Source organism: Halomonas sp. DP5N14-9, assembly GCF_019802175.1.
Taxonomy (GTDB): Bacteria; Pseudomonadota; Gammaproteobacteria; order Pseudomonadales; family Halomonadaceae; genus Halomonas; species Halomonas litopenaei.
Genome location: NZ_JAHVHR010000002.1, coordinates 642,010 through 668,187 on the forward strand (window position 1 = coordinate 642,010; position 26,178 = coordinate 668,187).

28 protein-coding genes are annotated in these 26,178 nt (G+C 66.0%); 10 read left to right on the forward strand and 18 right to left on the reverse strand.

The features are described 5' to 3' along the window. The first annotated feature begins 112 nt into the window (after nt 1-112). Complete coding sequence (locus KUW00_RS04510) at nt 113-1,018, forward strand: LysR family transcriptional regulator (RefSeq protein ID WP_222568317.1); 906 nt, start codon at nt 113-115, stop codon at nt 1,016-1,018. A gap of 59 nt (nt 1,019-1,077) precedes the next feature. Here the strand turns inward: KUW00_RS04510 and KUW00_RS04515 are convergent, their stop codons facing one another. Then, nucleotides 1,078-1,767 carry a tRNA (guanine(46)-N(7))-methyltransferase TrmB gene (locus KUW00_RS04515; RefSeq protein ID WP_045991412.1) on the reverse strand — a complete coding sequence of 230 codons (690 nt, stop codon included), beginning with the start codon at nt 1,765-1,767 and terminating at the stop codon, nt 1,078-1,080. Nucleotides 1,768-2,310: 543 nt separating this feature from the next. On the opposite strand from KUW00_RS04515, the gene KUW00_RS04520 reads away from it, so the two are divergent. From KUW00_RS04520 to KUW00_RS04530, 3 genes are all read left to right on the forward strand, one after another. Next, on the forward strand, nt 2,311-4,242 hold the full coding sequence (locus KUW00_RS04520) for a beta-ketoacyl synthase (protein WP_222515824.1): 1,932 nt from the start codon (nt 2,311-2,313) through the stop codon (nt 4,240-4,242). Next, entirely contained in the window at nt 4,242-4,721 is a 480-nt protein-coding gene (gene coaD, locus KUW00_RS04525) for a pantetheine-phosphate adenylyltransferase (RefSeq protein WP_045991410.1), read from the forward strand. The genes KUW00_RS04520 and coaD overlap by 1 nt, the downstream gene beginning before the upstream one ends. 187 nt (nt 4,722-4,908) lie before the next feature. Continuing rightward, complete coding sequence (locus KUW00_RS04530; RefSeq protein WP_045991409.1) at nt 4,909-5,157, forward strand: YfhL family 4Fe-4S dicluster ferredoxin; 249 nt, start codon at nt 4,909-4,911, stop codon at nt 5,155-5,157. A 109-nt stretch (nt 5,158-5,266) separates the two neighbouring features. On the opposite strand, the gene KUW00_RS04535 is transcribed toward KUW00_RS04530, so the two are convergent. From KUW00_RS04535 to KUW00_RS04580, 10 genes are all read right to left on the reverse strand, one after another. Further along, nucleotides 5,267-5,704, reverse strand: a complete 438-nt coding sequence (locus KUW00_RS04535) for a TadE/TadG family type IV pilus assembly protein (protein WP_124804980.1) — start codon at nt 5,702-5,704, stop codon at nt 5,267-5,269. 3 nt (nt 5,705-5,707) lie between these two features. Continuing rightward, nucleotides 5,708-7,333: a pilus assembly protein TadG-related protein gene (locus tag KUW00_RS04540; RefSeq protein WP_222568318.1), complete on the reverse strand. Its 1,626-nt coding sequence runs from the start codon at nt 7,331-7,333 to the stop codon at nt 5,708-5,710. A gap of 154 nt (nt 7,334-7,487) precedes the next feature. Then, complete coding sequence (locus tag KUW00_RS04545; protein WP_213230018.1) at nt 7,488-7,922, reverse strand: DUF3613 domain-containing protein; 435 nt, start codon at nt 7,920-7,922, stop codon at nt 7,488-7,490. Further along, entirely contained in the window at nt 7,919-8,728 is an 810-nt protein-coding gene (locus KUW00_RS04550) for a hypothetical protein (protein WP_222568319.1), read from the reverse strand. The genes KUW00_RS04545 and KUW00_RS04550 overlap by 4 nt, the downstream gene beginning before the upstream one ends. A 22-nt stretch (nt 8,729-8,750) precedes the next feature. Beyond that, complete coding sequence (locus KUW00_RS04555) at nt 8,751-9,629, reverse strand: type II secretion system F family protein (protein ID WP_222568320.1); 879 nt, start codon at nt 9,627-9,629, stop codon at nt 8,751-8,753. 44 nt (nt 9,630-9,673) lie between these two features. After that, a complete protein-coding gene (locus KUW00_RS04560) occupies nt 9,674-10,552 on the reverse strand; it encodes a type II secretion system F family protein (RefSeq protein WP_222568321.1) in 879 nt (292 codons plus the stop codon). After that, nucleotides 10,549-11,829, reverse strand: coding sequence for a CpaF family protein (locus KUW00_RS04565; RefSeq protein WP_222568322.1), 1,281 nt, complete (start codon nt 11,827-11,829; stop codon nt 10,549-10,551). The genes KUW00_RS04560 and KUW00_RS04565 overlap by 4 nt, the downstream gene beginning before the upstream one ends. A 43-nt stretch (nt 11,830-11,872) precedes the next feature. Next, the gene (locus tag KUW00_RS04570) at nt 11,873-13,192 is read right to left on the reverse strand and encodes a type II and III secretion system protein family protein (protein ID WP_222568323.1); all 1,320 of its coding nucleotides are present in this window, start codon (nt 13,190-13,192) and stop codon (nt 11,873-11,875) included. Between the two features lie 205 nt (nt 13,193-13,397). Then, nucleotides 13,398-14,276, reverse strand: coding sequence for a Flp pilus assembly protein CpaB (cpaB, locus tag KUW00_RS04575; RefSeq protein WP_222568325.1), 879 nt, complete (start codon nt 14,274-14,276; stop codon nt 13,398-13,400). Between the two features lie 67 nt (nt 14,277-14,343). After that, nucleotides 14,344-14,574, reverse strand: a complete 231-nt coding sequence (locus KUW00_RS04580) for a Flp family type IVb pilin (protein WP_222568326.1) — start codon at nt 14,572-14,574, stop codon at nt 14,344-14,346. Nucleotides 14,575-15,013: 439 nt separating this feature from the next. Here KUW00_RS04580 and KUW00_RS04585 point away from each other — a divergent pair, with 439 nt between their 5' ends. From KUW00_RS04585 to KUW00_RS04595, 3 genes are all read left to right on the forward strand, one after another. Further along, on the forward strand, nt 15,014-16,357 hold the full coding sequence (locus KUW00_RS04585; protein WP_231498423.1) for an MATE family efflux transporter: 1,344 nt from the start codon (nt 15,014-15,016) through the stop codon (nt 16,355-16,357). 151 nt (nt 16,358-16,508) lie between these two features. Further along, on the forward strand, nt 16,509-17,816 hold the full coding sequence (locus KUW00_RS04590) for a short-chain fatty acid transporter (protein ID WP_045991402.1): 1,308 nt from the start codon (nt 16,509-16,511) through the stop codon (nt 17,814-17,816). Nucleotides 17,817-17,984: 168 nt separating this feature from the next. Next, complete coding sequence (locus tag KUW00_RS04595) at nt 17,985-18,488, forward strand: acyl-CoA thioesterase (protein ID WP_045991401.1); 504 nt, start codon at nt 17,985-17,987, stop codon at nt 18,486-18,488. 146 nt (nt 18,489-18,634) lie between these two features. On the opposite strand, the gene KUW00_RS04600 is transcribed toward KUW00_RS04595, so the two are convergent. The 3 genes from KUW00_RS04600 to KUW00_RS04610 form a co-directional block, all read right to left on the reverse strand. Continuing rightward, complete coding sequence (locus KUW00_RS04600) at nt 18,635-18,949, reverse strand: I78 family peptidase inhibitor (RefSeq protein ID WP_045991400.1); 315 nt, start codon at nt 18,947-18,949, stop codon at nt 18,635-18,637. Between the two features lie 356 nt (nt 18,950-19,305). Beyond that, nucleotides 19,306-19,437, reverse strand: a complete 132-nt coding sequence (locus KUW00_RS04605) for an entericidin A/B family lipoprotein (protein WP_045991399.1) — start codon at nt 19,435-19,437, stop codon at nt 19,306-19,308. Between the two features lie 447 nt (nt 19,438-19,884). Next, nucleotides 19,885-20,631: a sulfite exporter TauE/SafE family protein gene (locus KUW00_RS04610; RefSeq protein ID WP_045991398.1), complete on the reverse strand. Its 747-nt coding sequence runs from the start codon at nt 20,629-20,631 to the stop codon at nt 19,885-19,887. Nucleotides 20,632-20,722: 91 nt separating this feature from the next. On the opposite strand from KUW00_RS04610, the gene KUW00_RS04615 reads away from it, so the two are divergent. Next, on the forward strand, nt 20,723-21,148 hold the full coding sequence (locus KUW00_RS04615; protein ID WP_222568328.1) for an HIT domain-containing protein: 426 nt from the start codon (nt 20,723-20,725) through the stop codon (nt 21,146-21,148). A 108-nt stretch (nt 21,149-21,256) separates the two neighbouring features. Here KUW00_RS04615 and KUW00_RS04620 read toward each other — a convergent pair whose 3' ends face one another. From KUW00_RS04620 to KUW00_RS04635, 4 genes are read right to left on the reverse strand one after another with little or no spacing between them, the layout of a single operon-like run. Further along, complete coding sequence (locus tag KUW00_RS04620) at nt 21,257-22,291, reverse strand: nickel/cobalt transporter (RefSeq protein ID WP_222568331.1); 1,035 nt, start codon at nt 22,289-22,291, stop codon at nt 21,257-21,259. Next, nucleotides 22,285-22,944: a DUF1007 family protein gene (locus KUW00_RS04625; RefSeq protein WP_261391965.1), complete on the reverse strand. Its 660-nt coding sequence runs from the start codon at nt 22,942-22,944 to the stop codon at nt 22,285-22,287. Before KUW00_RS04625 ends, KUW00_RS04620 begins: the two co-directional genes overlap by 7 nt. Nucleotides 22,945-22,988: 44 nt before the next feature. Further along, entirely contained in the window at nt 22,989-23,372 is a 384-nt protein-coding gene (locus KUW00_RS04630) for a hypothetical protein (protein ID WP_213229991.1), read from the reverse strand. A gap of 17 nt (nt 23,373-23,389) precedes the next feature. Beyond that, nucleotides 23,390-23,923, reverse strand: a complete 534-nt coding sequence (locus tag KUW00_RS04635) for a hypothetical protein (RefSeq protein ID WP_108195008.1) — start codon at nt 23,921-23,923, stop codon at nt 23,390-23,392. 212 nt (nt 23,924-24,135) lie between these two features. On the opposite strand from KUW00_RS04635, the gene KUW00_RS04640 reads away from it, so the two are divergent. Next, a complete protein-coding gene (locus KUW00_RS04640; protein WP_222568333.1) occupies nt 24,136-25,272 on the forward strand; it encodes a glycerate kinase in 1,137 nt (378 codons plus the stop codon). Nucleotides 25,273-25,454: 182 nt separating this feature from the next. After that, nucleotides 25,455-25,928, forward strand: a complete 474-nt coding sequence (locus KUW00_RS04645; RefSeq protein ID WP_222568336.1) for a Dps family protein — start codon at nt 25,455-25,457, stop codon at nt 25,926-25,928. The last annotated feature ends 250 nt before the right edge of the window (nt 25,929-26,178 follow it).

Consider the following 26,178-nt stretch of genomic DNA (forward strand, 5'->3'; position numbering starts at 1 on the left):
TCATTACCCCCGCCGACGGCATGATGACTATCGATGGATCGCTATTCTAGTGACTTGGACGATGGTTGCCAGGTAGCTACTATCAGGTTTTACGATAGGTGAGACCCACCCCATGCACTGGACCCTGGATCAGCTGCGCCTGTTCATTGCCTGCGCCGAGCGCGGCTCCTTCTCCGCCGCGGCGCGCCACCTTGGCCGCGCCCAGTCGGCAGTGAGCACCGCCATCGCCCATCTCGAGCTCGATCTGGCCTGCGAGTTGTTCGACCGCAGTTCGCGCTCGCCAACCCTGACCCCGGCGGGTCAGGCGCTACTGCCGGAAGCCAGGGCGGTGCTGGCCCAGTGCGAGCGCCTGAATGCGCGAGCCGCGACCCTGTCCCAGGGCGAGGAGGCCCAGCTGGTGGTGGCGATCCACGAGGCGCTGGTCGAGATGCCGCCGGTGGATGCCACCCTGGAGGCACTGGCGCAACACTACCCGGCGCTGTCGCTGACCCTGCTCTACGGCGCCCAGGGCGACGTCGCCGACTGGGTCGAACAGGGCACCGCCCATCTCGGCATCCTGTTGAGCCAGGCCCACACCGCCGGCCCGCTGGAGGGTCAGCGTATCGCCCACCTGCGCCAGCGCTGGGTGGCAGGTAGCGACCACCCCCTGGCCAGCGTCCACTCGGTGACCCGTAGCGAACTGGCCCATCATCGCCAGCTGATGATCGCCTCGCGCCAGCCAGACCGTCAGGCCGAACAACCGTTGAGCCCCCAGCACTGGCGACTCAACAGCTTCTACTCCATGGCCGAGTTGACCGCCCGCGGGCTTGGCTGGTCGCTGGTACCGGAGCACATCGCGCACTATCCACCCTTCCGGCGCCAACTGGTCGAGCTGACCGGACCGGGCCTCGGCGAGCCCCCCACCATCGAGGTGGAGACGGTGGCCCGCCGCGACGCCGCCCGTGGCCCCATCGCCAGCTGGCTCGCCCGGACCCTGGGCGAAAGCTTCCGCGCGCTAGAGCATAGTTCGTCCCGGTGAGCCATTTGCCGTGATCACCCCCTGGTAGAGTACCGGCCTGGGGGTCTGCGAGTGGCCGCTTACATGCCGGGCATCAGCCCCGGGCGATGGTCAAGGTTGACGACCAGATGCCACAGCGGCTGGTGGTGCTCATGGTACTTGCGCTCGAAGTGGGTGAGAGGGTCATCGCCGGGGTCGAAGGGCCCCAGCGGTGTGGTGACGCCGGTGGCCCGGGACACGGCGATGGCAAACTCCTCGATGTACAGGCGCCAGTTGGAGCGCACCTCGAGACGTCCGCCCAGGCCGACGATGGCGGGAAATACCGGATGCCCGTGCCAGCGCAGCTTGAGCTGCACCGACTTGGGATAGGGGTTGGGGTACAGCAGGTAGTGGCGCTCCGGTCGCCAGCCTTCAGCCAGCGCCAGCCGCCAGAAGTCGACCAGGTCAGCGCGCACCAGCAGGGCGTTGTCCGGCAGCCGACCGTGGTCCCGCGACAGTCGATCGGCACTGCGATCGACGCCGATCACGCAGTGCTCGGGAAACCGCTCGGCCAGCTTGCGGGTCGACAGCCCGACCCCGCAGCAGGCGTCGAGAATAAGCCCTCGCTCACCCTGAGCCCTGCGCCAGGTCTCGGCCTCGGCGAAGGCTTCACGGGTGTGCTCGGCCAGCGGCTTGCGCCAGACATGGGACAGACCGCGACTGACCCGACGCGGCAGGTCCTCGTGGGGACCGGTCTGGTTCGAGGTGACGATGCGGGGGGCGTCGGACATGGGCGATCTCGGGCAGTGGAAACGGCGAGGCGAAGACCTGGTCTTGCCCTGGCGTGCAGTGTATCAAGTGCCTCACGCGTAAGCAGGGGCTTACACCGCAGGACTCGTCCCGCCTTCACCATCCACGTTGTCGAGCGAGACCAGGCGCGAGCCCCGGCGCCAAGCCTTTCTCCCCCTTGGCTTCACCGAAACGCGCATGACTGAGGCAAGACCAAGTGCTAACATCGCTGGCCTGAATCCCTCTCCCATGGCAATATCGAACGGCGTTTTGCTTGGGGCGCACGCGGCATCGCGCGAGGCACGACTCCTCGCCGCCAGAATGGTGAGGTTCAGGCTCCTCTCGACCGACGCTTGCAGGCGATCGTCACGCTATCGCTGCAAGGCAACACGAGAGTCGAGCCGTCTTTACCTCGTTCACGGACAGCCAGGCTGTCCGGGTCTGTCGCAGCGCCCTTCAATGTCGTTTCTCCGCTCCGAGAGCGAGCCTTTCACCCGCTTCAATACGAGGACTCCGGCTTGTCACACTTACCGGTGATCGTGGGCATGGGCGGCGTCAACCCGGCCGGCCGTACCTCGGGCCACCAGGCCTTCCGTCGCACCGTGCTCGACGCCCTTCCCGAGGCCGAGCAGACCTCCACCCTGCTCGGCCTGGCGGCGATGATGCGCCTGGCGCACTGCGACGCCGACCAGCGCTGGCACAACGCCCAGGGGCAGGTGCTCGATGCCGCCCAGCTGGCGCAGGAGACCCGCGACCAGGTGCTCAGTCACACCCTGATTCGTCGCATCGAGGATCCCCGCTTCAATGACGAGGGGCTGCCCGCCAATCGCCGCGCCAACCTGGCGCTGGAATCGCCGCTGACCTTTCGCCTGCGCCGCAGGCAGCTACCGGACAACCTGCCGCCCACCTGGCAGGTGCGTGAGGTCGATCGCCACCATCTGGAAGTCACGGTACCCGCCGGCCAGATGGACGTGATGCTGCCAGAGACCCGCCAGGCCCAGGTCCGCGCCGCCGGCCAGTTGCCCAGCGGCTTCGACCCGAGTCAGCTCTACCGTAGCGTGCACCACCCGCGCGGGCTGTCCATGGCGGTATTCGCCGCCAGCGACTGCCTCGGTGACAGTGGACTCGACTGGGACTCGCTGCGCGACCGCCTGGACCCGGACGCCATCGCCGTCTATGCCGGCAACTCCATCGGTCAGCTCGACGACGAGGGCTGGGGAGGCCTGCTCAAGAGCTTCGTCTCGGGCAAGCGCGCGACCTCCAAGCAGATGCCGCTGGGCTACGGCCAGATGCCCGCTGACTTCCTCAATGCCTATGTGCTGGGTAGCGTCGGTGCCACCGGCGCCGCTCTGGGCGCCTGCGCCAGCTTCCTCTACAACCTGCGCCTGGGCATCGACGACATCAGAAGCGGCCGCCGCCGCATCGTCATGGTCGGCACCTCGGACGCCCCGATCACCCCCGAGATCATCGAGGGCTTTCGCACTATGGGGGCGCTGGCCGACGACGACAGCCTCAAGGCGCTGGATGCCCTGGAGCTTCTGACCGACGCCGACTACCAGCGCGCCAGCCGCCCCTTCGCCCGCAACTGCGGCTTTACCATGGGGGAGTCCAGCCAGTTCGTGATGCTGATGGACGACAGCCTGGCGCTGGAGGTGGGTGCCGATATCCTGGCCGCCGCACCGGAGGTGTTCGTCAACGCCGACGGCTGGAAGCGTTCGATCTCGGCCCCCGGCATCGGCAACTACGTGACCCTGGGCAAGGCCTGCTCGCTGATTCGCGACATGCTCGGCGAGACCAGCCTGCGAGAACGCAGCTATATCCACGCCCACGGTACCTCGACGCCGAAGAACCGCACCACCGAGTCCCATGTGTTCGACGCCGTGGCCAAGGCCCACGGCATCACCGACTGGCCGGTGGTGGCGATCAAGGCCTACCTTGGCCACTCCCAGGGCAGCGCCGCCGGCGACCAGCTCACCAACGCCCTGGGCAGCTTCGCCTACGGTCTGCTGCCGGGCATCTGTACCCTCGACCGGGTCGCCGACGACGTCCACGCCGAGCGCCTGCGACTGTTCAAGGACACCCAGACGTTCAAGGCCGACGCCAGCCTGATCAACGCCAAGGGCTTTGGCGGCAACAACGCCACCGGGGTGCTGATCTCCCCCGAGGCCACCGAACGGCTGCTGGCCAAGCGCCACGGCGCCGATGCCATGGCCGCCTGGCGCGAGCGTCGCGAGGCGACCCGGGCCCAGGCCGCCGTCTACCACCAACAGGCCGATGCGGGACACTTCGCCGTGCGCTATCGTTTCGGTGAAGGCGTGCTGGAAGGCCCTGAGCTTGAGGTCGGTGCCGACAGCATCCACATCCCCGGCTACCAGCAGCCGGTGTCGCTGAGCGTGGACAATCCCTTCGGCCGGCTCGACGAAGCCGGCGACGAGCTGGACACGCCGTTCGCTGACGAGAGACAGGAGAAGAGGTGATGACCACCGCCATCTATCCTGGCACCTTCGATCCCATCACCAATGGCCACTATGACCTGATCGAGCGCGCCTCGCGGCTGTTCGGCAAGGTGGTGGTGGCCATCGCCTCGAGCCCTGGCAAGGGCCCGACGCTGGACCTGGACACCCGCCTGGCGCTGACCCGCGAGGTGGTTGCCTCCCTTGGCAACGTCGAGGTGGTGGGCTTTTCCGGCCTGATGACGGAGTTCATGAAAGAGCAGAACGCCCGGGTGCTGCTGAGAGGGCTGCGCGCCGTCTCCGACTTCGAGTACGAGCTGCAATTGGCCAACATGAACCGCGCCCAGATGCCGGACCTGGAGACCGTGTTCCTGACCCCAGAGGTGGAGAACTCCTACATTTCCTCCACCCTGGTGCGAGAAATCTCTCGGCTGGGCGGCGACATATCGAAGCATGTGCACCCCAAGGTCGCACAAACCCTGCGTAGCCATTACAATACTTGACCATCACACTGGGAATTGACCTCGGCGCGCTGCGACCAGGCCGTGGTCTTCCCGTTGATCCCGAACTCCAGGGTGGCTATCGGCCATGCCGAGCCCCCGTGCAGCCTGCCCGGCCCCCTCGCGACGGCGAGATTCCGGCGGCACGCTGCCTTGGCCCTGTGGCCACGACTCTGCGCGAGGACCCCCAATGTCACTGATGATCACCGACGAGTGCATCAACTGCGACGTCTGCGAACCGGAATGCCCCAATGGCGCCATTTCTCCCGGCGAGGAGATCTACGTCATCGACCCCAACCTGTGCACCGAATGCGTGGGCCACTATGACGAGCCCCAGTGCCAGCAGGTGTGTCCGGTGGACTGCATTCCGCTGGACCCGGAGCGGGTCGAGAGCCATGATCAGCTGATGGAGAAGTACCACATCATCACCGCTGCCTGAGTCCGGCAACGAGCCAAGTCTGCTCGACGACGCAAGCCACGACCCGAAAATCTCAACGAGCCGCCCAAGGGCGGCTCGTGTCGTTTCAAGGCCAGGGGCGGCACGCCGGCTAGAGCTTGATCACCGCCCGCCCACTCAAGGCGTCGGGCAGATCGGGGACGCTGATGCCCGCCACGCTCAAGGTCTTTATCGAAAGCGAGCGCTCAAGACACACCGTGAGGGTGTCGTCCTCGATCGCCACCCTGGCACCTTCGATGCAGCCAGGGGTATCGTCGGCGAGCCAGCCCATGGCCTCGATGCTGTCCAGCACTCGCTGGGTGGCCTCGGCAAGCATATCCTCGTCGGCGAGCCAGGGGGCGCTCGCCACCACCGCGGCAGACCTGGCCGCCTCGCTGGTCACCTGGGTCAACTGGTGCTGCTGCACCATGGCCACCGAATAGCTGACCAGGGCGTACAGCAACAGCAGGAAGATCGGCAGCACGATGGCAAACTCGATGGCCACTGCTCCGCCCTGGCGGCACGCTCGCGTGCCCTTGCCTCTATGCATGGTCTAGGTTCCTCCTCGACAGCCGGCCTGGGTTGCCTCGCAGGCAGTCAACGACTCGACGCCTCCGGCGTCCACCGCCAGCACCCGCACCTCCAGGGTGTTGATACCGATGCCCAACCCCTCGAGCAGCGGCTCGAGCAGTATCGTATTGACGTCCGTGAGGGTCCCGGACAACAGCGCCGAGAGCCCCAGGTCTGATAGCAGGCCGCTGAGCACGCCGGTCAGTTGAGCCCCCCCCTGGTCATCGAACTCCGCCCCCTTCTGCGCTGGCCAGCGGATGAGCTGCGTGGCATCACCAGTCCCGCCGGAGCGCACGGTCTGCGAAACCGAGCCGATGCCGAGCAATCCAGTACCCTCCACCGACTGGGTGACCTCGAGCAGTTCGCGCCTGGCGGCGAGCGTCAGCGCGAGGCTATCGTCCGCTGGGGCCAGTGAACCGATCGCCGCCTTGCCACTGGCCCCGATCACTCGCGTGCTCGCCTTCACACCGATCAGCCCAAGAACATTCAGCTCGACATCCAGCGCCACCCCGAGCTGGGCATTGCGTGCCACGCTGCGATAGCAACTGGAAGGTGCACAATCGCTCGCGAGGCTTGCTACTGCGGGCCCCGGAGGGCCCACGGCGATGCTCGGCGGCGAGATAACGTCGAGTTCAAGCGAGATATCGGCAAGGCCTAGCCCCAGGCCGACAACAAGCGGAGAGAGATCGGCCAAGCCGAGGCTGACGCCATCCTGCTGCTTGCTGGTCGTCAGCAGCAGCGCCCCTTCGAGCAGATCCCGTACCGGAACGCGCGCCTCGAGCAAGGATGTCATCGACACTTCGCCGCTGGTATCGATCGCCAGCAGCTCGCCCAGGGTGAAGCTATCGCCCGGCGCGTCGCCAAGCACCGGGTTGCCACCCGCCAGATCCAACACCGATGCCAGTCGACTGCCCAGCGTGTGCAGATCCAAGGGCTCGTTCAAGGTCTGGGCCAAGTTCTGAGCCAGGCCCTCATCGAGGTCGACGTCCAGCGCTTCCACGTCCAGCACCTCGCCCAGGCTGACGTCCAGGCCCACGCCGTCATCTGCACCCAGCACGGTGAGATCGAGACTCCCCCCGATCAGCTTGCCGAGCAGCGCATCGAGCAGCGTCGACTCGCTGGTATCGAGCGCAAGCAGGTGGGTGCCGGCGCTCAGGGTCACCACCGCGGTTCGCCGCGCCACACCGCTGGCCTGGAGCATGACCAGATCTTCCACCTCGTTCCCGAGCAGCTCTCCCAGGTTGGCCAGCAGGCTGCTGGGCACCTGGCGGTTCAGGACCACGCTGACGGCGTTGGCCAGTCCCGCCTCGTCATCAAAAGCACCTTCATCGTCCAGCGCCCCCTGGGTCACCGCCAGAGTGGCCTCGCCCTGTTCGCTATCGGCGCCCACGACGACTCCGTTGGCCGCGACGGCGGCGATGGCGGCCTGGCGCAGCTCTCCCGAGCGGCACGCCTCGCCCTGAAACAGCGCGTCGCAGCTTGCCGCCGTCGAGACCGCCGCCAGGTCGGCAGCCTGCTGAAGTCGGCGCTGCTCGAGATACAGGCGACCGGCGTCCAGTGCCAGCGTCACCACCAGCACCAGCCCCACCAGCAAGAAGGCGGTCATCACGCCGATGGCGCCACGCTGGGATGCTGGGCCACACCTGCGCTCATTCGCTCGCCCAATCGCCTGAGCACGATCGTCCGCCGGCCAGCCGGTTCTGGCCTTTCCGGTTACGTGATTCGGCCAGGGCTCAACCCGCGGCGACGGCGCCATGACACGTCTAGTCCTCGCCAAAGCCCGTCTCGATATAGCGCTCAGGAATCGGGTGGCCGAAGCTGTCCACATAGCGCTGGTAGATCTGACCTTGCACCTTGCCAGAAAGCGCCTGGGGCGAGGGTGACGCCAGGCGCCCGTCGCGCTGGACGGCCAGTAGCGTGCGGGTACGCTCGCCGAAGGGATCCCGGGTGGCCGGCAGGCGCACGACCTGCGACGAGGCAACGGCCTGGGAGCTGGTCTGCGCGGTTCCTGTCTGCGCGGTTCCTGTCTGCTGCGCGCTGGCGCTGTCGGGCCAGAACACCAGCGCCAGGCTGACCAGCAGGCAGATAAGGGCGACGGAGACCAGCGTTCGCGGCTCGAGCAAGGTCTTTTTCGACAACAGGTTCGACAGCATGGACAGGCGCTCCTTGCACGGATGGATGGATCGACGAGGCTTCATGACTCTTCACTCTCGGCCTGCGCCCCCGGACGTGATACCGACGGCGATGCCGAGCCCGATGCAGAGAGCTCTGTGGCTGCAGCGCTATCGCGCACGCCCACCAGCCTTGCATCCACGCCGAAGTGCCGGGCAGCGTCGGCGGCACGCTGCCGCTGCCCGCTGCGGCTCAGCGCCAGCACCAGATTGGCGGCGGCCTGCTCGTGCCCCGGGTCCAGCTCGAGCGCGGTGCGGAACTCCTCGGCGGCGGCCCGATTGTCCCCCGCCAGCATCAGCAGATAGCCCAGGTCGTTGCGAATGCGTGGATCAATCGGCCGTGTCTGCCGGGCTTCGCGCATCAGCGCCAGCGCCTGCTCACGCCGTCCCTCGCTGAAGGCATTGCGGGCCAACCCGCGATAGCCGTCCGCGGCCAGGCAGGTGCCCAGCAGGGCCTCGTAGGCCCGGTCGCTGGCGACAGTGTCGCCGACGGCGCGTAGCGCCTCGCCCTCAAGCCGCCAGGCCAGCGGCAGACCATAGTCGCCGGCCTCTAGGTGGGCCGCGGCCGAGCGCGGCTTGTCGTCGTCCAGCATGCGCTGGATCAGCGACAGCTCGACGCCGATCTCGGCGTCGTAGCGTCGGCCGCAGGGGCCGACGCTCTGCTCCGGGGCGGCCCGCGAGATGTCCGGTGACAGCGCGCCCAGCGCCGCCATCGACGTCGGGCCATCCGGTGTACTCGAGCATCCGGTCATCAGCACCACACCGGTGGCCAGCCACAGGCGACGCGTCTTCGGTGATGGCGAGCGCTTGTTCAGCGTTGTTGTCATGCGCATGGGCGCCTCCAGCGATCCGTTGTCATGGTCCACCGAGCGACCCCATCAGGCCGCTCAGGTTGACCAGCGCAGGCCCTGCCATGACGATCAGCAGGGCGGGAAACAGGCACAGCATCATGACCAGCGACATGGTGCCGGAGAGCTGGCTGACCTTCTGTTGCAGCCGGGTACGTCGCTGCGCCCCGAGGCGATCGACCAGGGTCGCCAGACTGTCCCTGGCTCGCCCGCCGGTACGGGCGATCTGGGCGAACAGCAGAAAGAACTGCTCGACCCCTTCGCTGGCCTGCACCGCGGCCGCCTCTTCCAGCACCCGTTCCCGGTCCTGGCCGCTGTCGATACGATTGGCCACGACACGAAGCTCCAGCACCATGTCCGGGGTGGTCGCACCAAGCTGCTGGATCAGGCGGTTGAGCAGGCTCTCCAGGGTCATGCCGGTGTCCCACAGCATCCGCGTCACCTGCAGCACCAGCTCGATATCCTCATCGAGTCGTCGAATGCGCCGCCGCCGCTTGCGCTCCATGGCGAGCCAGCCGAGCCCGAGCGCGAAGCCTCCCCAGGCGGCTCCCATGGCGACTACAGCCAACGGTGGCCTGCCACCGGCCAGCGCCAGAAGCCCCCCCAGCATCACCGCACCGACAGCGAGCACGCCCCAGGCCAGCAACACCGCAAGCTGCGCCTTGGCACCGACATGCCCGCACTGGCGCAGGCGCAACGACAGTCGCGCCGCCATACCCTGCTGACGGGACCGACTACGCCACAGGCCGCGCCCCTCGCGCAGCAGTCGGGATTCGTCGTGGCGTCGCTCGCCCTCGGCGCCCAGCGGCCGGCGGGCGCTGATCAACAGCAGTGACGCCGCCAGCGCCAACGCCATCACCGCCCCGCTCCACCATAGGTTCCACATCCGCGCCTCCTGTTCGTTATCGTCATGTCGCGACGCGCCCGGGTTTACACCGACTTGAGCATTCGCCACAGCAGCCAGCCGCCGCCGAGCTGCAGCGCCACCGCCAGCATCAACGCCTGGCGTCCGCCGGCACTTTCGAGCATCGGTGCCAGAAATTCCGGCTGGGTGAAGTGGATAAACAGCGTCAACGCCAGCGGCGACAGTCCCAGCACCCAGGCGCTGACGCGGGTCTCGCCGGTCATGGCGGCGAGTTCTCGGCTGCTTTGCTCGCGTTGATGCAGGGCCGAGGCGAAGGCGTCGAGCATCTCGGAAAGGCTGCCGCCGTGACGCTGATTGATGCGTATCGCGGTGGCCAGCAGCCGCAGTTCGTCGAGCCTGAGTATCTGGCCCTCCCGGGCCAGGCCCTCGTCCAGCTCCTGGCCCAGCTGGCGACGCAGCTTTACTCGGGAAAGGACATCCGACAACGGCGGTCGAGAGCGCTTGATGGCCAGTTCGAAGGCGGTTTCCAGGCCCTGACCGGCGCTGAGCCCTCGCGTGATATGCCCAAGAAAGGGCCCAAGCTGGCGCCTCGCCCGGCGTCGCAGCCTCGCCGCTCTGAAGCGAATCAGGGCGTTGGCTGCCAGCACCATGACCAGCACCATGGCGGGGCCCCACACCGCCCCCAGCCGCGACAGCAGCAGCATCGCCAGCACCAGCAGGCTGCCTCCCGACAGCGCCACGACGGCCGGCGAGGCCGGCAGCCCCGCCGCGGTGAGTCGCTCCACCAGCCACTCCATCAACGAATCCTGGGACATCAGCCGCCGCCGGGCGGTACGTGTGCCACCTGCGGCGCGTTCTGTAAGCGCACTGGCGCTCTTCAGCAGCAGCCAGGCGGCGCCCCCCAGGCACAGGGCTACCAGCGAAAACATCCCCCAGACCGTCATGGCGAAGGCTCCTGCAGGGAGCTCAGCAGTCGGCGCCAGCCGATCGGTGAGTCATCGTCGCCCGGTGGCTGCAGCGAGGGCACCGCGCCACCGCCGGCTCGGTACAAGGGCTCCAGCTGGACTTCGCCAAGCTGGAGACCACCGACTCGCAGTACCTCGGCCACCCGACGCTTGCCGTCGCTGCCCCGCTCCACATGGACGATCAGATCGAGGGCGGTGGTGATGATCTGGCGTACCAGGGCGTCGGTGCCCTGAAAGCGTGACATCCGTACCATCATTTCCAGGCGCACCACGGCGTCGCCGGCGGAGTTGGCGTGCACCGTGCTCATGGAGCCCTGGTGGCCGGTATTCATGGCCTGCAGCATGTCGAGCACCTCGTCGCCCCGGCTCTCCCCCAGCAGCACCCGGTCAGGACGCATGCGCAGGGCGTTCTTGACCAGGGCGCTGGCGCCGACTTCGCCCTCGCCTTCGATGTTTGGCGCCCGGGTCTCGAGGCGTACCACGTGTTGGCTGGCGAGTTGCAGCTCGGCGCTGTCCTCGATGGTCACCACCCGCTGGCTGGCCGGTATCGCCCCACTCAAGACGTTGAGCAGGGTGGTCTTGCCGGCACCGGTGCCACCGCTGATCAGCACATTGCAGCGCTCTTCCACCGCCCGGCGCAGAAAGGTCATGAGGTTGGGCGGCACACTGCCCATGGCCACCAGGTCATCGGCACCCAGCGCCTCGCGGCGAAACTTGCGAATCGACACGCTGGGGCCATTGAGCGACAGCGGCGCGATGATGGCGTTGACCCGGGAGCCGTCGGCCAGTCGCGCGTCGACCATGGGGCTCGACTCGTCCAGCCGTTTACCCAGGGGGGCCAGCATGCGTCGCACCACCCTCAGCACATGGTCGTCGTCGAGGAAGTTGACCGCGCAGGGTTCGAGCCGACCACCGCGCTCGATAAACACCTGGGAATGGCCGTTGATCAGGATGTCCGAGATACCGTCATCGGCGAGCAGCGGCTCCAGCGGCCCAAAGCCGTTGAGCTCGCGGCAGACACCTTCGACCAGCCGCTCGAGACACTCGTCGGAACGGGCGTAGCCCCTGAGTCTGAGGGTCTCCTCGATCAGCTCCCGCACCCGCTGGCGTAGCTGCAGCGGATCGTCCAGCAGCCCCCGTGAATCATCCTCGAGGCGCTCGATGACCAGCTGGTGCAACTCGCTGACCAGCCCAGGCCCCACGACCGGGGCGGACTGGGGCTCAGTTTCCTGGACTCGCTTTTGACGAAAGTGCATGCATCCTCCTGATCGCCGAACACCAGCCGTCGAACGCCAACCTTCAGGGACTGAAGCCGACCTCGGAGACACGCTGGATCTCCTGGGCATCACGGGGATCGAACATCAGCTCGAGAAAATTGGGGTCATAGTCCTCGAAAGCCTCCCCAGGCAGCGGCCCCAGATCGACGCCGGCAGCCAGTGGCCGCACCAGGTGGGGGGTCACGATCATCACCAGCTCCTTCTCGTCGCGATCCAGTCGGGTGGAGCGAAAGAAGCTGCCGATCACCGGGATATCGCCAAGCCCCGGAATCTTGTCCACGCTCTGGATGATGTTGCGACTGACCAGGCCACTGATGATGAAGCTCTCGCCGTTGCCGAGCTGCACGGTGGTGTCGGTCCTGCGCACGTTGAGTGCCGGCACCGCCACTCCTGCGGTCTGCACGCCCCGGGAGAAGTCGAGTTCGGACACCTCGGGCGCCACCTTGAGCATGATCCGACGCTCATCGAGCACCGTCGGCGTCAGCTGCAGGCGAATACCGAACTCCTTGAAGTCGACGCTGATCTCGTCATCGCCGCTTTGCACCGGGAAGGGAAACTCGCCACCGGCCAGGAAGCTGGCGGTCTGGCCCGACAGGCTGACCAGGCTGGGTTCGGCCAGGGTGTAGGCGAAGCCGTTGGCGCTCAGCGCACTGATCGCCGACAGCACCCCGCTGGTGTTGACCTGGATGATCGAGAAGCCCCCGTCTCCGGCGTTGGGTGCCACCGCACCGCCAGAAAGGAAGTCGAGGGTCTCGTCGCTGCGCCCCAGCGCGAAGCGGGTGGAGCCGGCCTGGTTGCGACCGATGAAGAAGCCGGCCGAAGCCATGCGACTGCGGTTGACCTCGACGACGCGGATATCCGTCTGCACCTGAACAGGGCCTAGCTGCTGGCTGGCATCGATGGGAGGGGTAGCGAAGCGTGACACCGCCTGATCGTGGCGTTCCAGCGACCTCGTAACGCCACGGATCTCGGCGCTGGAAGAATGGGGGGCCAGCGAGTACTCGCCTTCGAGCCCCTCGCCGCCGGCGGGACGTACCTGAATGAACGTCTCGCGGGGCTGACTGGCCCCCGCCGTCCACACCTTGAGGGTGGTGCTGCCCGACCCCACCGCGGTGACCAGCAGCGAACGCGGGTCCAGAACCTGGGCCTCGACCACGTCGCCCCGCCCCACCGCCGTGCGGGTGATACGGCCGGGCTGGCCCAGCCACTCCTGATCGCCGACCGCCAGGGTCAGCGGCGGCTGTTGCGCCAGCGCCAGGCCGTTGCTTGTCGTGACGCCGGCCAGCATAAGTGCCAGACCGACTACAAGGCCAAGCACCAGGCTACGCCCAAGGCCGAACATCAGGCACGGTGCCGAAGGGGCCGCGTTCGCCAGACGGCTAACCGGTGTTCCGGCGCACGTACCCCCGCGCCCCGATCTGCGTGGGACGATCTCTTTGTCTCGCGTCATGGTCCTTCCTGTTCCCTGCGCGGGCGCGGTATCTCGCCTTTCCCTCGGCGACTACCGGCCTCTCGTTATGGTTGTCTGCCTGCTTCCTCCACCGCCGTCACGGCAGGGTGACCACGCTGCGACTGGCGCCGACGTGCTGCACCACCCGATAGCCGGTCTGTGGCGGCGCGGGAGCACTTTTCGCTGCCGGTCGCTCGACACCGGTCAACTCCTCGAAGCTGACGGTCTGGCCCGGCTCACTGAGGCTCTGGCCCAGGGATACCGGCAGGAAGCTGGCGCCGCCTGCCATCATGCGCAGATCATCGATCCCCTCGCCAAAGCCGGCGGCCTCCTCGCTGCCCACCACCGCCAGGCGCAGCCGCCCGGTGGTCTCGGCCAGCAGCAGCCGGGCGGTCTCGGTCTCGGGCATCGCCAGCACCGCGGTGCGCTCTCCACCCTTTTCGTCGTCACCGTCCACGCCCATCAGTCGCTCGCCGACCCCCAGCACCGACACGTCGGCAAACAGTCGTCGCGCCAGGCGGTGTCGCTCGCCACCTTCCCCCTGAGCCTCGGCAAAATAGAGCACGTCGACGCGATCCCCCGGGGCGACGAAACCACCGCCACCGATCACCGCATCGATGCCGACCCCCACCGCGCGAAAGCCCGGAGGCACCACCTCGGCCAGAGCGCTGCCACCGACAAAGCCGCTTTCACGCAGCACGTCGCCTTCCGCCAGAGGACGTGCCAGGCGCGTGTCGGGCAACTGATCGAGAGCTGAGAAGGTGCTTGCAGGCGGCTCGGGGAAGTAGGCCAGGCGCAACGCGTCTTCGAGATCGGCAGGACGCTCCCCCGCTGCCAGGTCTCTGGCCGCCACCAGAACCGGATGGCCCAGAGGTTCGGGGGTGGGCTCGGGGCCTGACACCGAATCGACGCTCGTCGTCATCGCGGTACGACTTAGCGACCAGCCGATAAAGGCCATGGCCAGAGCGCAGAGCACAAGACACCCCGCAAGAACTCTTAATAATGATGGGGACATTGGCAAGCCTTAACGACTATTTGTTTTTTCAATCATCAGAAGAGAAAAGAGACCCAATATCGGTAGCCAGGCCAGAAATTCCCGAGGTAAAAGAATCTGTTTGAAGCACGCCAATGATCACCACAGTTATCACCGCAAGAATGATCGCATACTCGATCGCGCTGGCTCCGCGCTGCCCACGGTAGCGGGGGTGATTCAGGGAGGAAATCTTGTGCACAGGGGCCGCTTCGCCCCGGGAAAAGCGCTGGAAAACTTTCATTTTGACACTCCTGCGTAAAATCGTTTTTTTCTTTGTATATCGTCAGCTTTTCGCGAGTGATTCCTGTTTTCTTCTTATACCTCCTGTCTTTTATTAATCCTTTTTTATTAATATCTGCCTCTCTTTATTAGTAGTCATCCTGACTATTTTTGTCATCCTCTAGAATGAAACAAAACGTATCTATTGATTATCAGGAGATACAGATTGTTTCATCACACGAGATGACACTTGAATGATATATCGGACATTTCAACTCCAGACATGGCCCTGCCCTGAGCAACCACTTCCCGCAACGCGACCGCCATGCCTGGCGACGGCATTACCTTGAGGCCGTCGCCTTGGGGTCATGGCCTTGACCCCCTTCTCCCATCACCGGACACTTGCCCACCTCGCCGCCGTCCCGTAGCGCCCTTGCCTTCAGCCGAACAGGCCTTTCATCGTGTCGACCTCCACCAGCACCTTCTCGTCCACCCTCGAACGCCTGCCGCGCATCGCCGGCCTGGCCTGGCCGATCATCCTGTCCAATATCACGGTGCCGCTGCTGGGCCTCGTCGACACCGCCGTGGTCGGCCACCTGCCCGACTCACGCTACCTGGCCGGAGTGACGCTGGGCGCGACCCTGTTCGGCTTCCTCTACTGGGGGTTTGGCTTTCTGCGCATGGGGACCACCGGCCTGACCTCCCAGGCGCTGGGACGCGAGCGCGACGATCAGGTGCGCCACCTGCTGGGGCAGTCGTTGCTGTTGGCAGGAGGGATCGGACTTGCGCTGATCCTGCTGGGTGACCCGCTGATCGCGCTGGGGCTGTGGCTACTGGATGGAAGCCCCGAGGCTACCGGGCTCGCCGAGAGCTACGCCGCCATTCGCCTGCTGTCGGCGCCAGCGGTGCTGGCCAACTACGCCATCCTCGGCTGGTTCCTCGGCCAGCAGAACAGTCGGGTGACGCTGTTGCTGCTGCTGACCAACAACGGCGTCAATATCGTGCTCGATGTGCTGTTCGTGGTGGGCCTCGACATGACCAGCGACGGCGTGGCCTGGGCCACGGTAATCGCCGACTACACCACCGCCGCCCTGGGGCTGTGGCTGTGCCGTCGACGCCTGGGCCGACTGGGCGGACATTTCGAGCGGGCGCGGCTGTTGACCATTGGTGCCTACCGGGAGCTGTTCTCGGTCAACGCCAACCTGTTCGTGCGCACCCTTGGCCTGCTGTTCGCCCAGGCCTTCTTTACCGCCCAGGGGGCGTCCCAGGGCGACACCGTGCTGGCCGCCAACGCGGTGCTGCTGCAGTTCATCATGCTGACCTCCTACGGACTGGACGGCTTCGCCAACGCCGCCGAGGCCCTCACCGGTCACGCCATCGGTCGCCGTCGTTTCGATGACTTCGCTCTCTCGGTGCGCGCGGCGGCGCTGTGCTCGCTGGCCACCGCGGCCCTGGCAAGCCTCGCCTTCGCGCTGGGCGGCAATGCCCTGATCGCGCTGCTTACCGGCCTGCCGGAGGTGCGTGCCACGGCGGCCCAGTTTCTGCCCTGGATGGTCGCCATGCCGCTGATCGCGGTGTGGAGCTACCTGCTCGATGGGGTCTTCATCGGCGCCACCGCGATTGCCGAAATGCGCAACTCCATCTTCATCGGTCTGGCGGTCTATCTACCGCTGTGGTGGCTGACCCAGGGTCTCGGCAACCACGGCCTGTGGCTGGCCTTTACGACCTTTACCGCAGTGCGCTCGGCGGTACTTGTGACCTACTATCTTCGCTATCGCAGCACGCGCTGGCGTGACACCGCCTGAGGAGCGACGGCCGAAGATCACCGATGGTGAATGTGCCGAGACGTTATCTGCCTTACAGGTGGTTTTGACTCACGGGCGCCTGCTGCGGCACCGTTGACTCCCAGTGGCCCGGGAAGGCCCTCTTTCACAACCAGAAGAAGCGATACACGCCATGCTGAGAGCATTGTCACGACCCGCCGTGAAACTGGTGGAACGCTATCTGCCAGATCCCTACATCTTCGTCCTGTTGCTGACGATCATCGCCGCCGCAGCAGCCATCGCCATCGAACGCCAGTCGCCCATGGCCGTGCTCACCTACTGGGGTGACGGCTTCTGGAACCTGCTGAGCTTCTCCATGCAGATGCTGCTGGTGCTGGTCACCGGCTTCATGCTGGCAAGCTCACCGCCGGTCAAGCGACTGCTGCAGAGCCTGGCAGGCCTTGCCAACAATGCCGGCGCCGCCATCCTGCTGGTGACCCTGGTGTCGCTGGCGGCCAGCTGGATCAACTGGGGCTTCGGCCTGGTGGTCGGCGCCCTGTTCGCCAAGGAGCTGGCCCGGGTCATTCGGGTGGACTACCGCCTGCTGGTGGCCAGCGCCTACTCCGGCTTCGTGGTCTGGCACGGTGGTCTTGCCGGCTCGGTGCCGCTGACCATCGCCACCGATGGCCACTTCTCGGTGGAGCAGATCGGCGTGATCGGCACCAGCGAGACGATCTTCTCCTACTTCAACCTGTTGATCGTGCTAGCTCTTTTCATCGCGGTGCCGCTGGTCAACCGGCTGATGCTGCCCGGCGAAAAGGAAAGCGTCTACGTCGATCCGGCGCTGCTGGGAGATGACGAGGACCGTCGGGTACGCATCACCCGCCCGGCCGAGCGCCTCGAGAACAGCATGACTCTGGCGCTGCTGGTAGGCGTACCGGGTCTGATCTATCTAATCAGCTACTTCGTCGGCGGCGGCGGTCTGAACCTGAACGTGGTCAACTTCATGTTCCTGTTCCTGGCCATCATCCTCCACCGCACCCCCCAGAGCCTGCTCAACAGCCTGCACGAGGGCATCAAGGGTGGCGCCGGCATCGTCATCCAGTTCCCCTTCTACGCCGGCATCATGGCCATCATGATCCAGTCGGGACTGGCCGAGACCATGTCCGAGGCGATGATCTCCTTTGCCACCGAGACCAGCCTGCCGTTCTGGACCTTCCTCAGCGCAGGCATCGTCAACATGTTTGTGCCCTCCGGCGGCGGCCAGTGGGCGGTTCAGGCCCCGGTGGTCATTCCTGCCGCCCAGGCGCTTGGCGTGGATATTCCCCGCGCGGCCATGGCCGTGGCCTGGGGTGACGCCTGGACCAACCTGCTGCAGCCCTTCTGGGCGCTGCCGGTACTCGGCATCGCCGGGCTAAAGGCCAAGGACATCATGGGCTTCTGCCTGATCCAGCTGTTCGTCACCGGCATCATCATCTCGGTCTGCCTGACCTGGCTGTAGAGGCCTCCCGGAGCGTCAGCCGGGCGCCAGGCGACCTGTACAGCCGAGGCGACAACTGACTTTCAACGAGCGCCTTGTCCCCTTGCCGGGGGGCAAGGCGTTATGCTGTGGTGGAGCGCCAGACAGACGCCTACAGCCCCCCGCGCACCGTATTCCGAGGAAACTTCGATGGCAGAGCAGAGCCTACCGGGTCAGCACGAATTGAGCATGACCGTACTGATGACCCCCGACATGGCCAATTTCAGTGGCAAGGTACACGGTGGCGCCATCCTCAAGAAGCTCGACGAGGTCGCCTACGCCTGCGCCAGCCGCTATTCGGGCCATTATGTGGTGACCCTGTCGGTGGACCAGGTGCGCTTCAAGCAACCGATCCACGTGGGCGAGCTGGTGACCTTTCTGGCCAGCGTCAACCATGTGGGCCGCTCTTCCATGGAGATCGGCATCAAGGTGGTGGCGGAGGACATCCGCCAGAAGGTCATTCGCCACACCAACAGCTGCTACCTGACCATGGTGGCGGTGGACCCCGACGGCCGCCCGGCCTCGGTGCCTCCGCTGACCCTGGACACGCCGATCCGCAAGCTGCGCTACGAAAAAGCCGCGCTGCGCAAGAAGTTACGCAAGCAGGCCGAAGAGGAAGAAATGCGAACGAACCAGGAACTGGGCGAGCGCTGAAGGTGTGTCATCGCCCGACAGCTCGATAGGTCTTCACACAACCAGTCCACACAACCAGTCCACACAACCAGTCCACACAACCAGTCCACACAACAAGGCCGCCCCAAAGGGCGGCCTTGTCGATTGCAGGGCGGGCAGCCTGACCCTCAGCCGCAGGCCAGCTCACGGATGACATCGGCATCATCCAGGCGCACGTTGAGGCGATCCAGCCGCAGGTCCATGGTGGCAACCCCGCCGGGACGCAGCACCCGCACCGTCTTGGCCCCGCTCTCGGCCTTGAGCCGTTCATCGAAGCTGGCGTCGTAGCTCTGGCCGACCAGGCCCTGCACCGCCTCGGCGTCGCAGGCCTCGGCCATGGGAGCGCGCTCCGGCGGCAGCGGTGCCGGTTCGCCGGATCCGCCGGACGACGACGAGCAGCCGGCCAGAGCCGCGACCAGCAGCAGGGGAAGAAGTGGTTTCATCGATGGCCTCCAGTGCCAGAAATCCTTGTGCAAGCGCCCGCCAGCCTCGTATCGCTGCAGCGCGCCTCAAAACCTATCACGGCGCTGCGCCTGACGGACAGGCCGTGGTCAACTCGTTGCCAACTGACAGACCTGGCGGTCGGGACGACGAACATGGAACCTGTTGGAGACAGCAATGGCGGGAAAGTTCCGACGGAAAAACGGATAGCGCGAGTCAGCAGAGGCACGGCGACAAAGAGCACCCATGGGGAGAACAGCGACGACGAGGCGGCTCACCGCCGTGGTTCTTCTCGCTGCCCCTACGTTTCCTGGCTCGGTCTAGCGGGAACGTTTCCGGCTAGACCGAGCCTTTCTGGCTAGCTGGAGCTTTTCTGGATCGCCTCTCCACCCTTCTCGATATCCTCGCCCACCCCACGAACGGTGTTGCAGCCGTTCAACAGCGCCAGGGTGAATACTGATACCAGAATCAACGACAGCATCCTTTTCATGGTTCCTATCTCCTTGCAGCCAGGCAGGTAAGCGAAATACATCATCCTCTGACAATCTAGCACGATCACCGCCCATCGCTAGCCTCCCAGCCAACGCTCGGACGAGGTAATCCGCCACACGGCACAACGCCAGACGCCGTCCGGCTACTACGAAGCCCCTTCACGTCAGTGCCAAGCCTCTTCACTTCGGTGCCAAGCCCCTCACGACAGCGCCAGCTTGAGGATGATCACGGCGTAGACCCCCACGATAACGCCACCTTGGACATGACCACCGCGTAGCCGCTTATGACAGCGCCAGCTTGAGGATGATCACGGCGAAGACCCTCACGACAGCGCCACCTTGAACATGACCGCCGCGTAGCCGCTTATGACAGCGCCAGCTTGAGGATGATCACGGCGAAGCCACTCACGATAGCGCCACCTTGGACATGACCACCGCGTAGCCGCTTATGACAGCGCCAGCTTGAGGATGATCACGCCAATCACCGCCACCGTCAGCCACTTGACCACCATGGCGCCACGGGAGCTCATGTTGACCTTCACCGCCAGCCAGGCCCCGGTCATGCTGCCGGCAGCCAGCACCAGGCCGTAGCTCCAGCGCACCTGGTCGTGCCACAGGAAGATGGCCAGCGCCGGCAGGGTGTAGACCAGGATGATCAGTACCTTGAAGGCGTTGACCTGGCCAAGATCGATCTTGAGCATGCGATAGAGCACGATCATGAACAGGATGCCGACACCCACCTGCAGAAAGCCGCCATAGAGCCCGATGACAAACATCGCCAGATAGACCCCAGGGGTCAGTCGCTCGACGGTCAGCGGGCGAGTGTCGAGCTTCGGCTGGGGCAACAGCATGATGATCGCCGCGGCCACCATCACCACCATCAAAATGGTTTCGAACAGAGCGTCGCTGACCCTGAGCGCCAGCCACACCCCCAGCATCGAGCCCAGGACCGCGGGCACCGACAGGCGCAGGCTGAGACGGATATGACGGGCACCGGCGCGGAAGAAGTTGGCCACCGCCGACACGCTCTGCAGGGTGATCGACACCCGGTTGGTACCGTTGGCCACCTGCGGCGGCAGGCCCAGAAACATCAACAGCGGCAGGGTCAGCATCGAGCCCCCGGCCGCCAGCACATTGATAAAACCTGCCACGATACCCGCAAGCAGCAGGGCCACTCCCTCGACTGGCGTCATCTGTCGTCCTCTGTTCGAATCATCTGCGTTGTCACCCTGCCCACCCGCTCTGATGTACCCTAGGCGCTGGACACCATCCTGGAGGCCTTGCATGAGCGACTTCGTCGTCGATCCGCGCCTCGTCGCGGACAGCTACCCCATCACCGAACTGCCACTGTGTCAGCTGCGGCTGATGGACGACGCCCGCTATCCCTGGCTGGTGCTGATCCCGCGCCGCGCCGAGGTGAGCGAGGTGTACGATCTGTCCGAACAGGACCAGCAGCAGCTATGGCGAGAGGCCACCCGCATCGGCAAGGCGTTGAAGGCCTATGCCAGCGGCGACAAGCTCAATATCGCCAGCCTCGGCAATATGGTCGCGCAACTGCACATCCACGTCATCGTTCGCCACCAGGGCGACCCCGCCTGGCCTGGCCCGGTGTGGGGTCAGGGCCAGGCGACGCCCCACGACAAGGACAGCCTTGCCGCCACCAAGGACCGTATCCTGGCGCTGGCAGGCGGGCTGTCCTTCAAGGGTTGAACGAGACGGTGTGATGCTCGGGGCAGTGCCCCGGGCATGGCCCCGGGCCGCCAGATAGCGGACTACAGCCCAGGTCCCATCGCGAAAGCCAGGTCGAAGCGGCCTGGCTCAGGCTCCCAGTCCCCCTGGTCGCCCTCCGGGGGACATCAGTGGCAGGCTGGGGTCGCTGGCGCCGACCTGAGACATCAGCAGGATCCCGAGCCCGGCGATCAACAGCCCCCCGGTCAGCGCTACCAGCGCACCCAGCCGCGCCATTACTCGACCACGAGCGGCGGAGGTCCGTGCGGCACGGGCGGAGACCCAGTCCCGCGCCAACACGCTGGCAAGCCCCAGCGTCGATACCGTCAAGGCAGTACCCAGCGACATCGCCAGTACAGCGGCCACCCCCATCCAGGGCTGGCCGAGCAGGCTGGTTACCCCCATCAGCAGCACCGCCCCGGAGCAGGGTCTTGCGCCGATCGCCAGCACCGCAAGCCAGGACTCCCGACGCGGCCCGTGGGGCGAGACATGATGATGGCCGGAGCAGCAATCGTGGTGTTCGTGGTGACCGTGGTGTTGGTGGTGGCGGTGCGGTTCATGAGGGCCATGGTGGCCATCATGAGAAGGCGGCAGGTCCGCCGAGGAGGATCGCGCGATCTTGAGCAGTCGTCCAAGCGCCCGTGCACTCAGCCACAGGCCCAGCAGCGCGACCAGCGCAAAGCTCAGTCGCTCGACCCAGACCACGCTGCCCAGGGCCTCCCGGGTCAGCCAGCCAAGTCCCTGCACCAGCGCCAGGATCAGCACGATGGCCACCGCACCCTGCAGCAGGGCGGCCGCCACCGACAGCGCCAGGGCCCGCCGCCAGGCTCCGCCCTGGGAGACCAGGTAGGCGCTGATCACGGCCTTGCCGTGGCCTGGACCGGCGGCATGGAAAACGCCGTAGAACAGGCTCAGGCCGATCAAGGTCAGCCAGGCGTCGGAGGAAGGCTTCCGGTCGAGCAGCGTTACCGCCTGGGTCAAGCGGCGGTGCAGGTCGGCCTGCATGGCGATGACCCAGTGTCCGAGGGCGTCCAGCGCTCCGCTGGCCTCGAGCGCCAGGATGAGCACCGCCACCACGCCCAGTGCAAGAACCAACTGCAGCCAGGGGCGTTGCCTGCTCAGCATGACACCCGCCCCGTCTCGGCAAAGAAGCGACCGAGCCCCTGGGGGGCGCTATCGTCGACATCGAGCTGGGCCGCCGCCATGACCTTCTCGGGATCGGGGTCGGCGACGATGATCGACGCCTGACAGGCATCCGGCACGCTCAACGCCTGGGCCAGAGGCCCCTCGTCGTCGGCTTCGTGCACCACCTCGACGTAGTAGGAGGGATCGAAGACGCGATATTCCAGGGTACTGCCGGCAAGGTCCTGAGGCTCGGCCAGCGGCAGCCGAAAGTGCAGCACCACGCGCTCGTCACGGGCCATCACCGTGGCTTCGCTGACCGCTGCGAAGGCCAGCGCCTGGCCGTCGACCTCGGCCTCGGTAAAGAAGTCCCGAGGCGCAAGATTGACCAGCATGTCGCCCCCCAGCCGATCCAGCGCGGCGTCCTGGCCGTCCTCGGCGGCGCGGGCCTCCTCGAGCAGCACCAGGCTGTAGAAGGGATCCAGGCGCCACACCTGGCGCAGGGCGGTGACCCGCCCCTGGTCGTCGGTCTCGAGCGTCACCGACAGATCCACCCAGCTATGGGGGTGAGCCATCGCCAGTGTGGCGGGCGCCAGCCACAGGCCGGCGCCCAGCGCGAGAGACAGAAGAAATGCCGCCGCGGCGCGGCGATGCAAGTCCAAAGCGGCCTGAAATCCGGCCACAGCACGCGAGAGATAGATCAACGGGCGAGTCTTCCTTGTAGTTCGACAAACAGGGGTTCCACCACCGCAGGCGGCAGGCGCCGCCCGCCACGGTAGCCTTGCAGCGAGACGCTGGCACCGGAGGCCCCGGCAGGCTCGACCCGCACCTCGAGGCGATAGCCCGGCGGACGTGCCAGGGAGGCGTCGATACGCCCCAGTTCGCCGTCGGCCTGGGTGACGACATAGCCCTGCTCAAGCAGCATCGCCAGGGTTTCGTTCAGGGCCGGCCCGGGCGCCACCGCGACCAGCATCTGGCGCGGCGGCTCGGCTACCGACGATGAGCCGGCGCAGCCCGACAGCCAGACGGCCATCAGCACCACCGACAGGCTCAGCAGTCTCTTTCCGGGGGCCTTTCGCTCCACTGATGTCCACCTTCGCGTCATTGCACACCCCCGCTGCTGGATGCCACCGACGCCAGTTGCTGACGCACCGATGCACAGAAGTCGGCGTCACTGGCGGTGCGCGACTCACGTAGCTGGCCGGTCCAGTCAAACAGGCGAATATCCCGCGTCAGACGGACGTCCTGCCCATCCAGCGCCACCGAGACCCGCTCGACCCGGGTCGCATCGTCGTTGGTACCCCAGCCCCAGGAGCCAAAGCCGACCCCTACGCCGGCGCCGACGTGGCCACCGCTGCCACCCAGCACGAAGCCGCCCAGGCGTGGGCGCACGGCGTCGGCGTTATGGTAGGTGGTGCGCTCGGTCTTCTCGGCGCTGACCACCCCGAGTGCGGTATCGGTATCACGCACCAGGAAGTCGCGGCCTTCCAGCACCGTGACCACATCGGCCAGGGATACCGAGCCGGCTACCACCGGCCATTGACACCCGGACGAGGGAGCGGGTTCCGCCACCGGCATCTGCTGAGGCGTGCTCTGACAGGCGCTCAGCCAGGGCAACAGGCCCAGCACCGCCACTGATGAGCATTTCGCCCAAATGTTGCGGCCTCTATCGGGCAAATTTTTGTACATTTGCATCAGGACCTCCCAGCCAGGGGCGTGAAATACTGTCAAGAGTCTACGCTGTCCCGAGCCACGGGCAAACGCTCGCCCAGCCGAACCTCGGGCCCAGCGGCGATCCGCCTGCCGCCCCTCAGGCGTACGCCCACCTTTTCACCAGAGGACCGACCATGAACCTGTTGATCTGCCCCGACAGCTACAAGGATGCCCTCGCCGCCAGCGACGCCGCCCGCGCCATTGCCGAGGGGGCCCGCCGCGCCGACCCGGACATCACCATCGACGAGTGCCCCATGGCCGATGGTGGCGAGGGCAGCCTCGACGCCCTGCTCGGCGCCACCGGGGCCGAAAAACGCAGCGTCAGGGTACAGGACGCCCTGGGGCGCCCCGCCGAGGCCGCCTGGGGTTGGCACCCAGAGTCCCGCACCGGCTATATCGAGCTGGCCGAGGCCAGCGGCCTGCAGGCGCTGAGCTCGTCAGAGCGCACCGCGCTGGACAGCACCACCCACGGCGTCGGCGAGCTGATCCTGGCCGCCCTGGACGCTGGCGCCGAACGCCTGTTGATCACCCTGGGCGGCAGCGCCACCAACGACGGGGGCGCCGGCATGCTGGTGGCCCTGGGTGCCCGCCTGCTCGACGCCGACGACCAGCCGATTCCCCCCACCGGGGCGGGACTCGAGGGACTGGCTCGGGTGGATCTGTCGGGGCTCGATTCGCGCCTGGCCGATGTCAGGGTGGAGGCGGCGGTGGACGTGGACAATCCGCTGCTGGGCGAGCGCGGCGCCAGCGCGGTATTCGGTCCCCAGAAGGGTGCCAGCGAAGCCGATGTAGCGCGCCTGGACGCCGCCCTGGCGCACTGGGCCGACAAGGCCGCCGAGTGCCTCGGCGAGGACCTGCGCGACGCCCCCGGCACGGGCGCGGCCGGAGGCATGGGCTTTGCCGTCGCTGCCTTCCTTGGCGGCGAGCTTCGCCCAGGTATCGAGATGATCATGGAACAGGCCGGCATGGACGAACGCCTGGCACGAGCGGATCTGGTGATCACCGGCGAGGGTCAGCTCGATGGCCAGAGCCTGTCGGGCAAGACCCCCATCGGCATTTCGCGGGCGGCCCGCGCCAAGGGGGTGCCGGTGATCGTGCTGGCCGGACGTATGGCGCCAGGCTGGCAGGCGGCGCTGGACGAGGGCGTCAGCGCCGCCTTCGCCCTGGCCGACGGCCCGATGGCACTGGACGAGGCGCTGGAACGCTGCGCCGAGCTGCTCGCCGATCGAAGCGAGAACCTGATTCGCACGCTCCAGGCCATCGGCCGTTGAAGGGAGGCCCGGCCTACCAAGGTGACAGGGCTGCCCTTGAAAGCGGCCTTCGTCGTCCCTATGTCATCCCTACGTCATTGGCAGGCGTCATCAATGGACGCTATCGTGGCGATGGAAGAGATTCACTCTCCAACGCCTTCCCTTAGGGATAGACTGGAACACAGCGATCAAGGAGGTATTGCATGAGCGACACTAACGCCATCGGCCTGCATTCAGGCAGCGCCAGCGATCTGGCCGAAAAGCTCAACGAGCTCCTGGCCAACTACCAGATCTTCTACATGAACGTTCGTGGCTATCACTGGAACGTGAAGGGCTCGAACTTCTTTGAACTCCACGAAAAATTCGAGGAATTCTACACCGACCTGCTGGCCAAGGTGGACGAGGTCGCCGAGCGCATCCTGACCCTCGGACACAAGCCGGTTCACGCCTACAGCGACTATATCTCGCTGTCGCGCATCACCGAGGCCAAGGACGTACATGACGGCGAAGCCTGCGTACGCGGCGTGCTGGAAGGCTACCAGCGGCTGATCGAACTGCAGCGCGAGATCCTGTCCGTTGCCTCCGACGCCGACGATGAAGGCACCGCCTCCCAGGTCGGAGACTACATCCGCGAGCAGGAAAAGACCGTGTGGATGCTGGGCGCCTACCTGGACTGAATAACCTTGCACGGTTTTATGGTCAGAACGGACCGAAAAAGATGCAAAGCGCCCCGCTGGCTCCAGCGGGGCGCTTTCTTACGCGCATATTGCCCATCCGCCTTGGCGCTGACTGTTAAAGATGTTAATCCAGAAACATATATCGAAGTAACACAAACCACTGTACAACACACTCGGGCCGTTTGATCTTCGACTACCCTAGATAAACACCCCGTCCACAAGGGACCGGAATCCGTCACCCGGCTGGGAG

Excerpts from the sequence above, each read along its gene's own strand:
- KUW00_RS04615 (WP_222568328.1), top strand. The coding sequence starts at position 20,723 with ATGAGCGACTTCGTCGTCGATCCGCGCCTCGTCGCGGACAGCTACCCC.
- KUW00_RS04620 (WP_222568331.1), bottom strand. The coding sequence starts at position 22,291 with ATGCTGAGCAGGCAACGCCCCTGGCTGCAGTTGGTTCTTGCACTGGGC.
- KUW00_RS04545 (WP_213230018.1), bottom strand. The coding sequence starts at position 7,922 with ATGAAGCCTCGTCGATCCATCCATCCGTGCAAGGAGCGCCTGTCCATG.
- KUW00_RS04610 (WP_045991398.1), bottom strand. The coding sequence starts at position 20,631 with ATGACGCCAGTCGAGGGAGTGGCCCTGCTGCTTGCGGGTATCGTGGCA.
- KUW00_RS04640 (WP_222568333.1), top strand. The coding sequence starts at position 24,136 with ATGAACCTGTTGATCTGCCCCGACAGCTACAAGGATGCCCTCGCCGCC.
- KUW00_RS04595 (WP_045991401.1), top strand. The coding sequence starts at position 17,985 with ATGGCAGAGCAGAGCCTACCGGGTCAGCACGAATTGAGCATGACCGTA.
- KUW00_RS04520 (WP_222515824.1), top strand. The coding sequence starts at position 2,311 with ATGGGCGGCGTCAACCCGGCCGGCCGTACCTCGGGCCACCAGGCCTTC.
- KUW00_RS04535 (WP_124804980.1), bottom strand. The coding sequence starts at position 5,704 with ATGCATAGAGGCAAGGGCACGCGAGCGTGCCGCCAGGGCGGAGCAGTG.
- KUW00_RS04515 (WP_045991412.1), bottom strand. The coding sequence starts at position 1,767 with ATGTCCGACGCCCCCCGCATCGTCACCTCGAACCAGACCGGTCCCCAC.
- KUW00_RS04590 (WP_045991402.1), top strand. The coding sequence starts at position 16,509 with ATGCTGAGAGCATTGTCACGACCCGCCGTGAAACTGGTGGAACGCTAT.
- KUW00_RS04550 (WP_222568319.1), bottom strand. The coding sequence starts at position 8,728 with ATGCGCATGACAACAACGCTGAACAAGCGCTCGCCATCACCGAAGACG.
- KUW00_RS04560 (WP_222568321.1), bottom strand. The coding sequence starts at position 10,552 with ATGACGGTCTGGGGGATGTTTTCGCTGGTAGCCCTGTGCCTGGGGGGC.
- KUW00_RS04510 (WP_222568317.1), top strand. The coding sequence starts at position 113 with ATGCACTGGACCCTGGATCAGCTGCGCCTGTTCATTGCCTGCGCCGAG.
- KUW00_RS04605 (WP_045991399.1), bottom strand. The coding sequence starts at position 19,437 with ATGAAAAGGATGCTGTCGTTGATTCTGGTATCAGTATTCACCCTGGCG.
- KUW00_RS04580 (WP_222568326.1), bottom strand. The coding sequence starts at position 14,574 with ATGAAAGTTTTCCAGCGCTTTTCCCGGGGCGAAGCGGCCCCTGTGCAC.
- KUW00_RS04530 (WP_045991409.1), top strand. The coding sequence starts at position 4,909 with ATGTCACTGATGATCACCGACGAGTGCATCAACTGCGACGTCTGCGAA.
- KUW00_RS04570 (WP_222568323.1), bottom strand. The coding sequence starts at position 13,192 with ATGTTCGGCCTTGGGCGTAGCCTGGTGCTTGGCCTTGTAGTCGGTCTG.
- KUW00_RS04555 (WP_222568320.1), bottom strand. The coding sequence starts at position 9,629 with ATGTGGAACCTATGGTGGAGCGGGGCGGTGATGGCGTTGGCGCTGGCG.
- KUW00_RS04565 (WP_222568322.1), bottom strand. The coding sequence starts at position 11,829 with ATGCACTTTCGTCAAAAGCGAGTCCAGGAAACTGAGCCCCAGTCCGCC.
- coaD (WP_045991410.1), top strand. The coding sequence starts at position 4,242 with ATGACCACCGCCATCTATCCTGGCACCTTCGATCCCATCACCAATGGC.
- KUW00_RS04645 (WP_222568336.1), top strand. The coding sequence starts at position 25,455 with ATGAGCGACACTAACGCCATCGGCCTGCATTCAGGCAGCGCCAGCGAT.
- KUW00_RS04600 (WP_045991400.1), bottom strand. The coding sequence starts at position 18,949 with ATGAAACCACTTCTTCCCCTGCTGCTGGTCGCGGCTCTGGCCGGCTGC.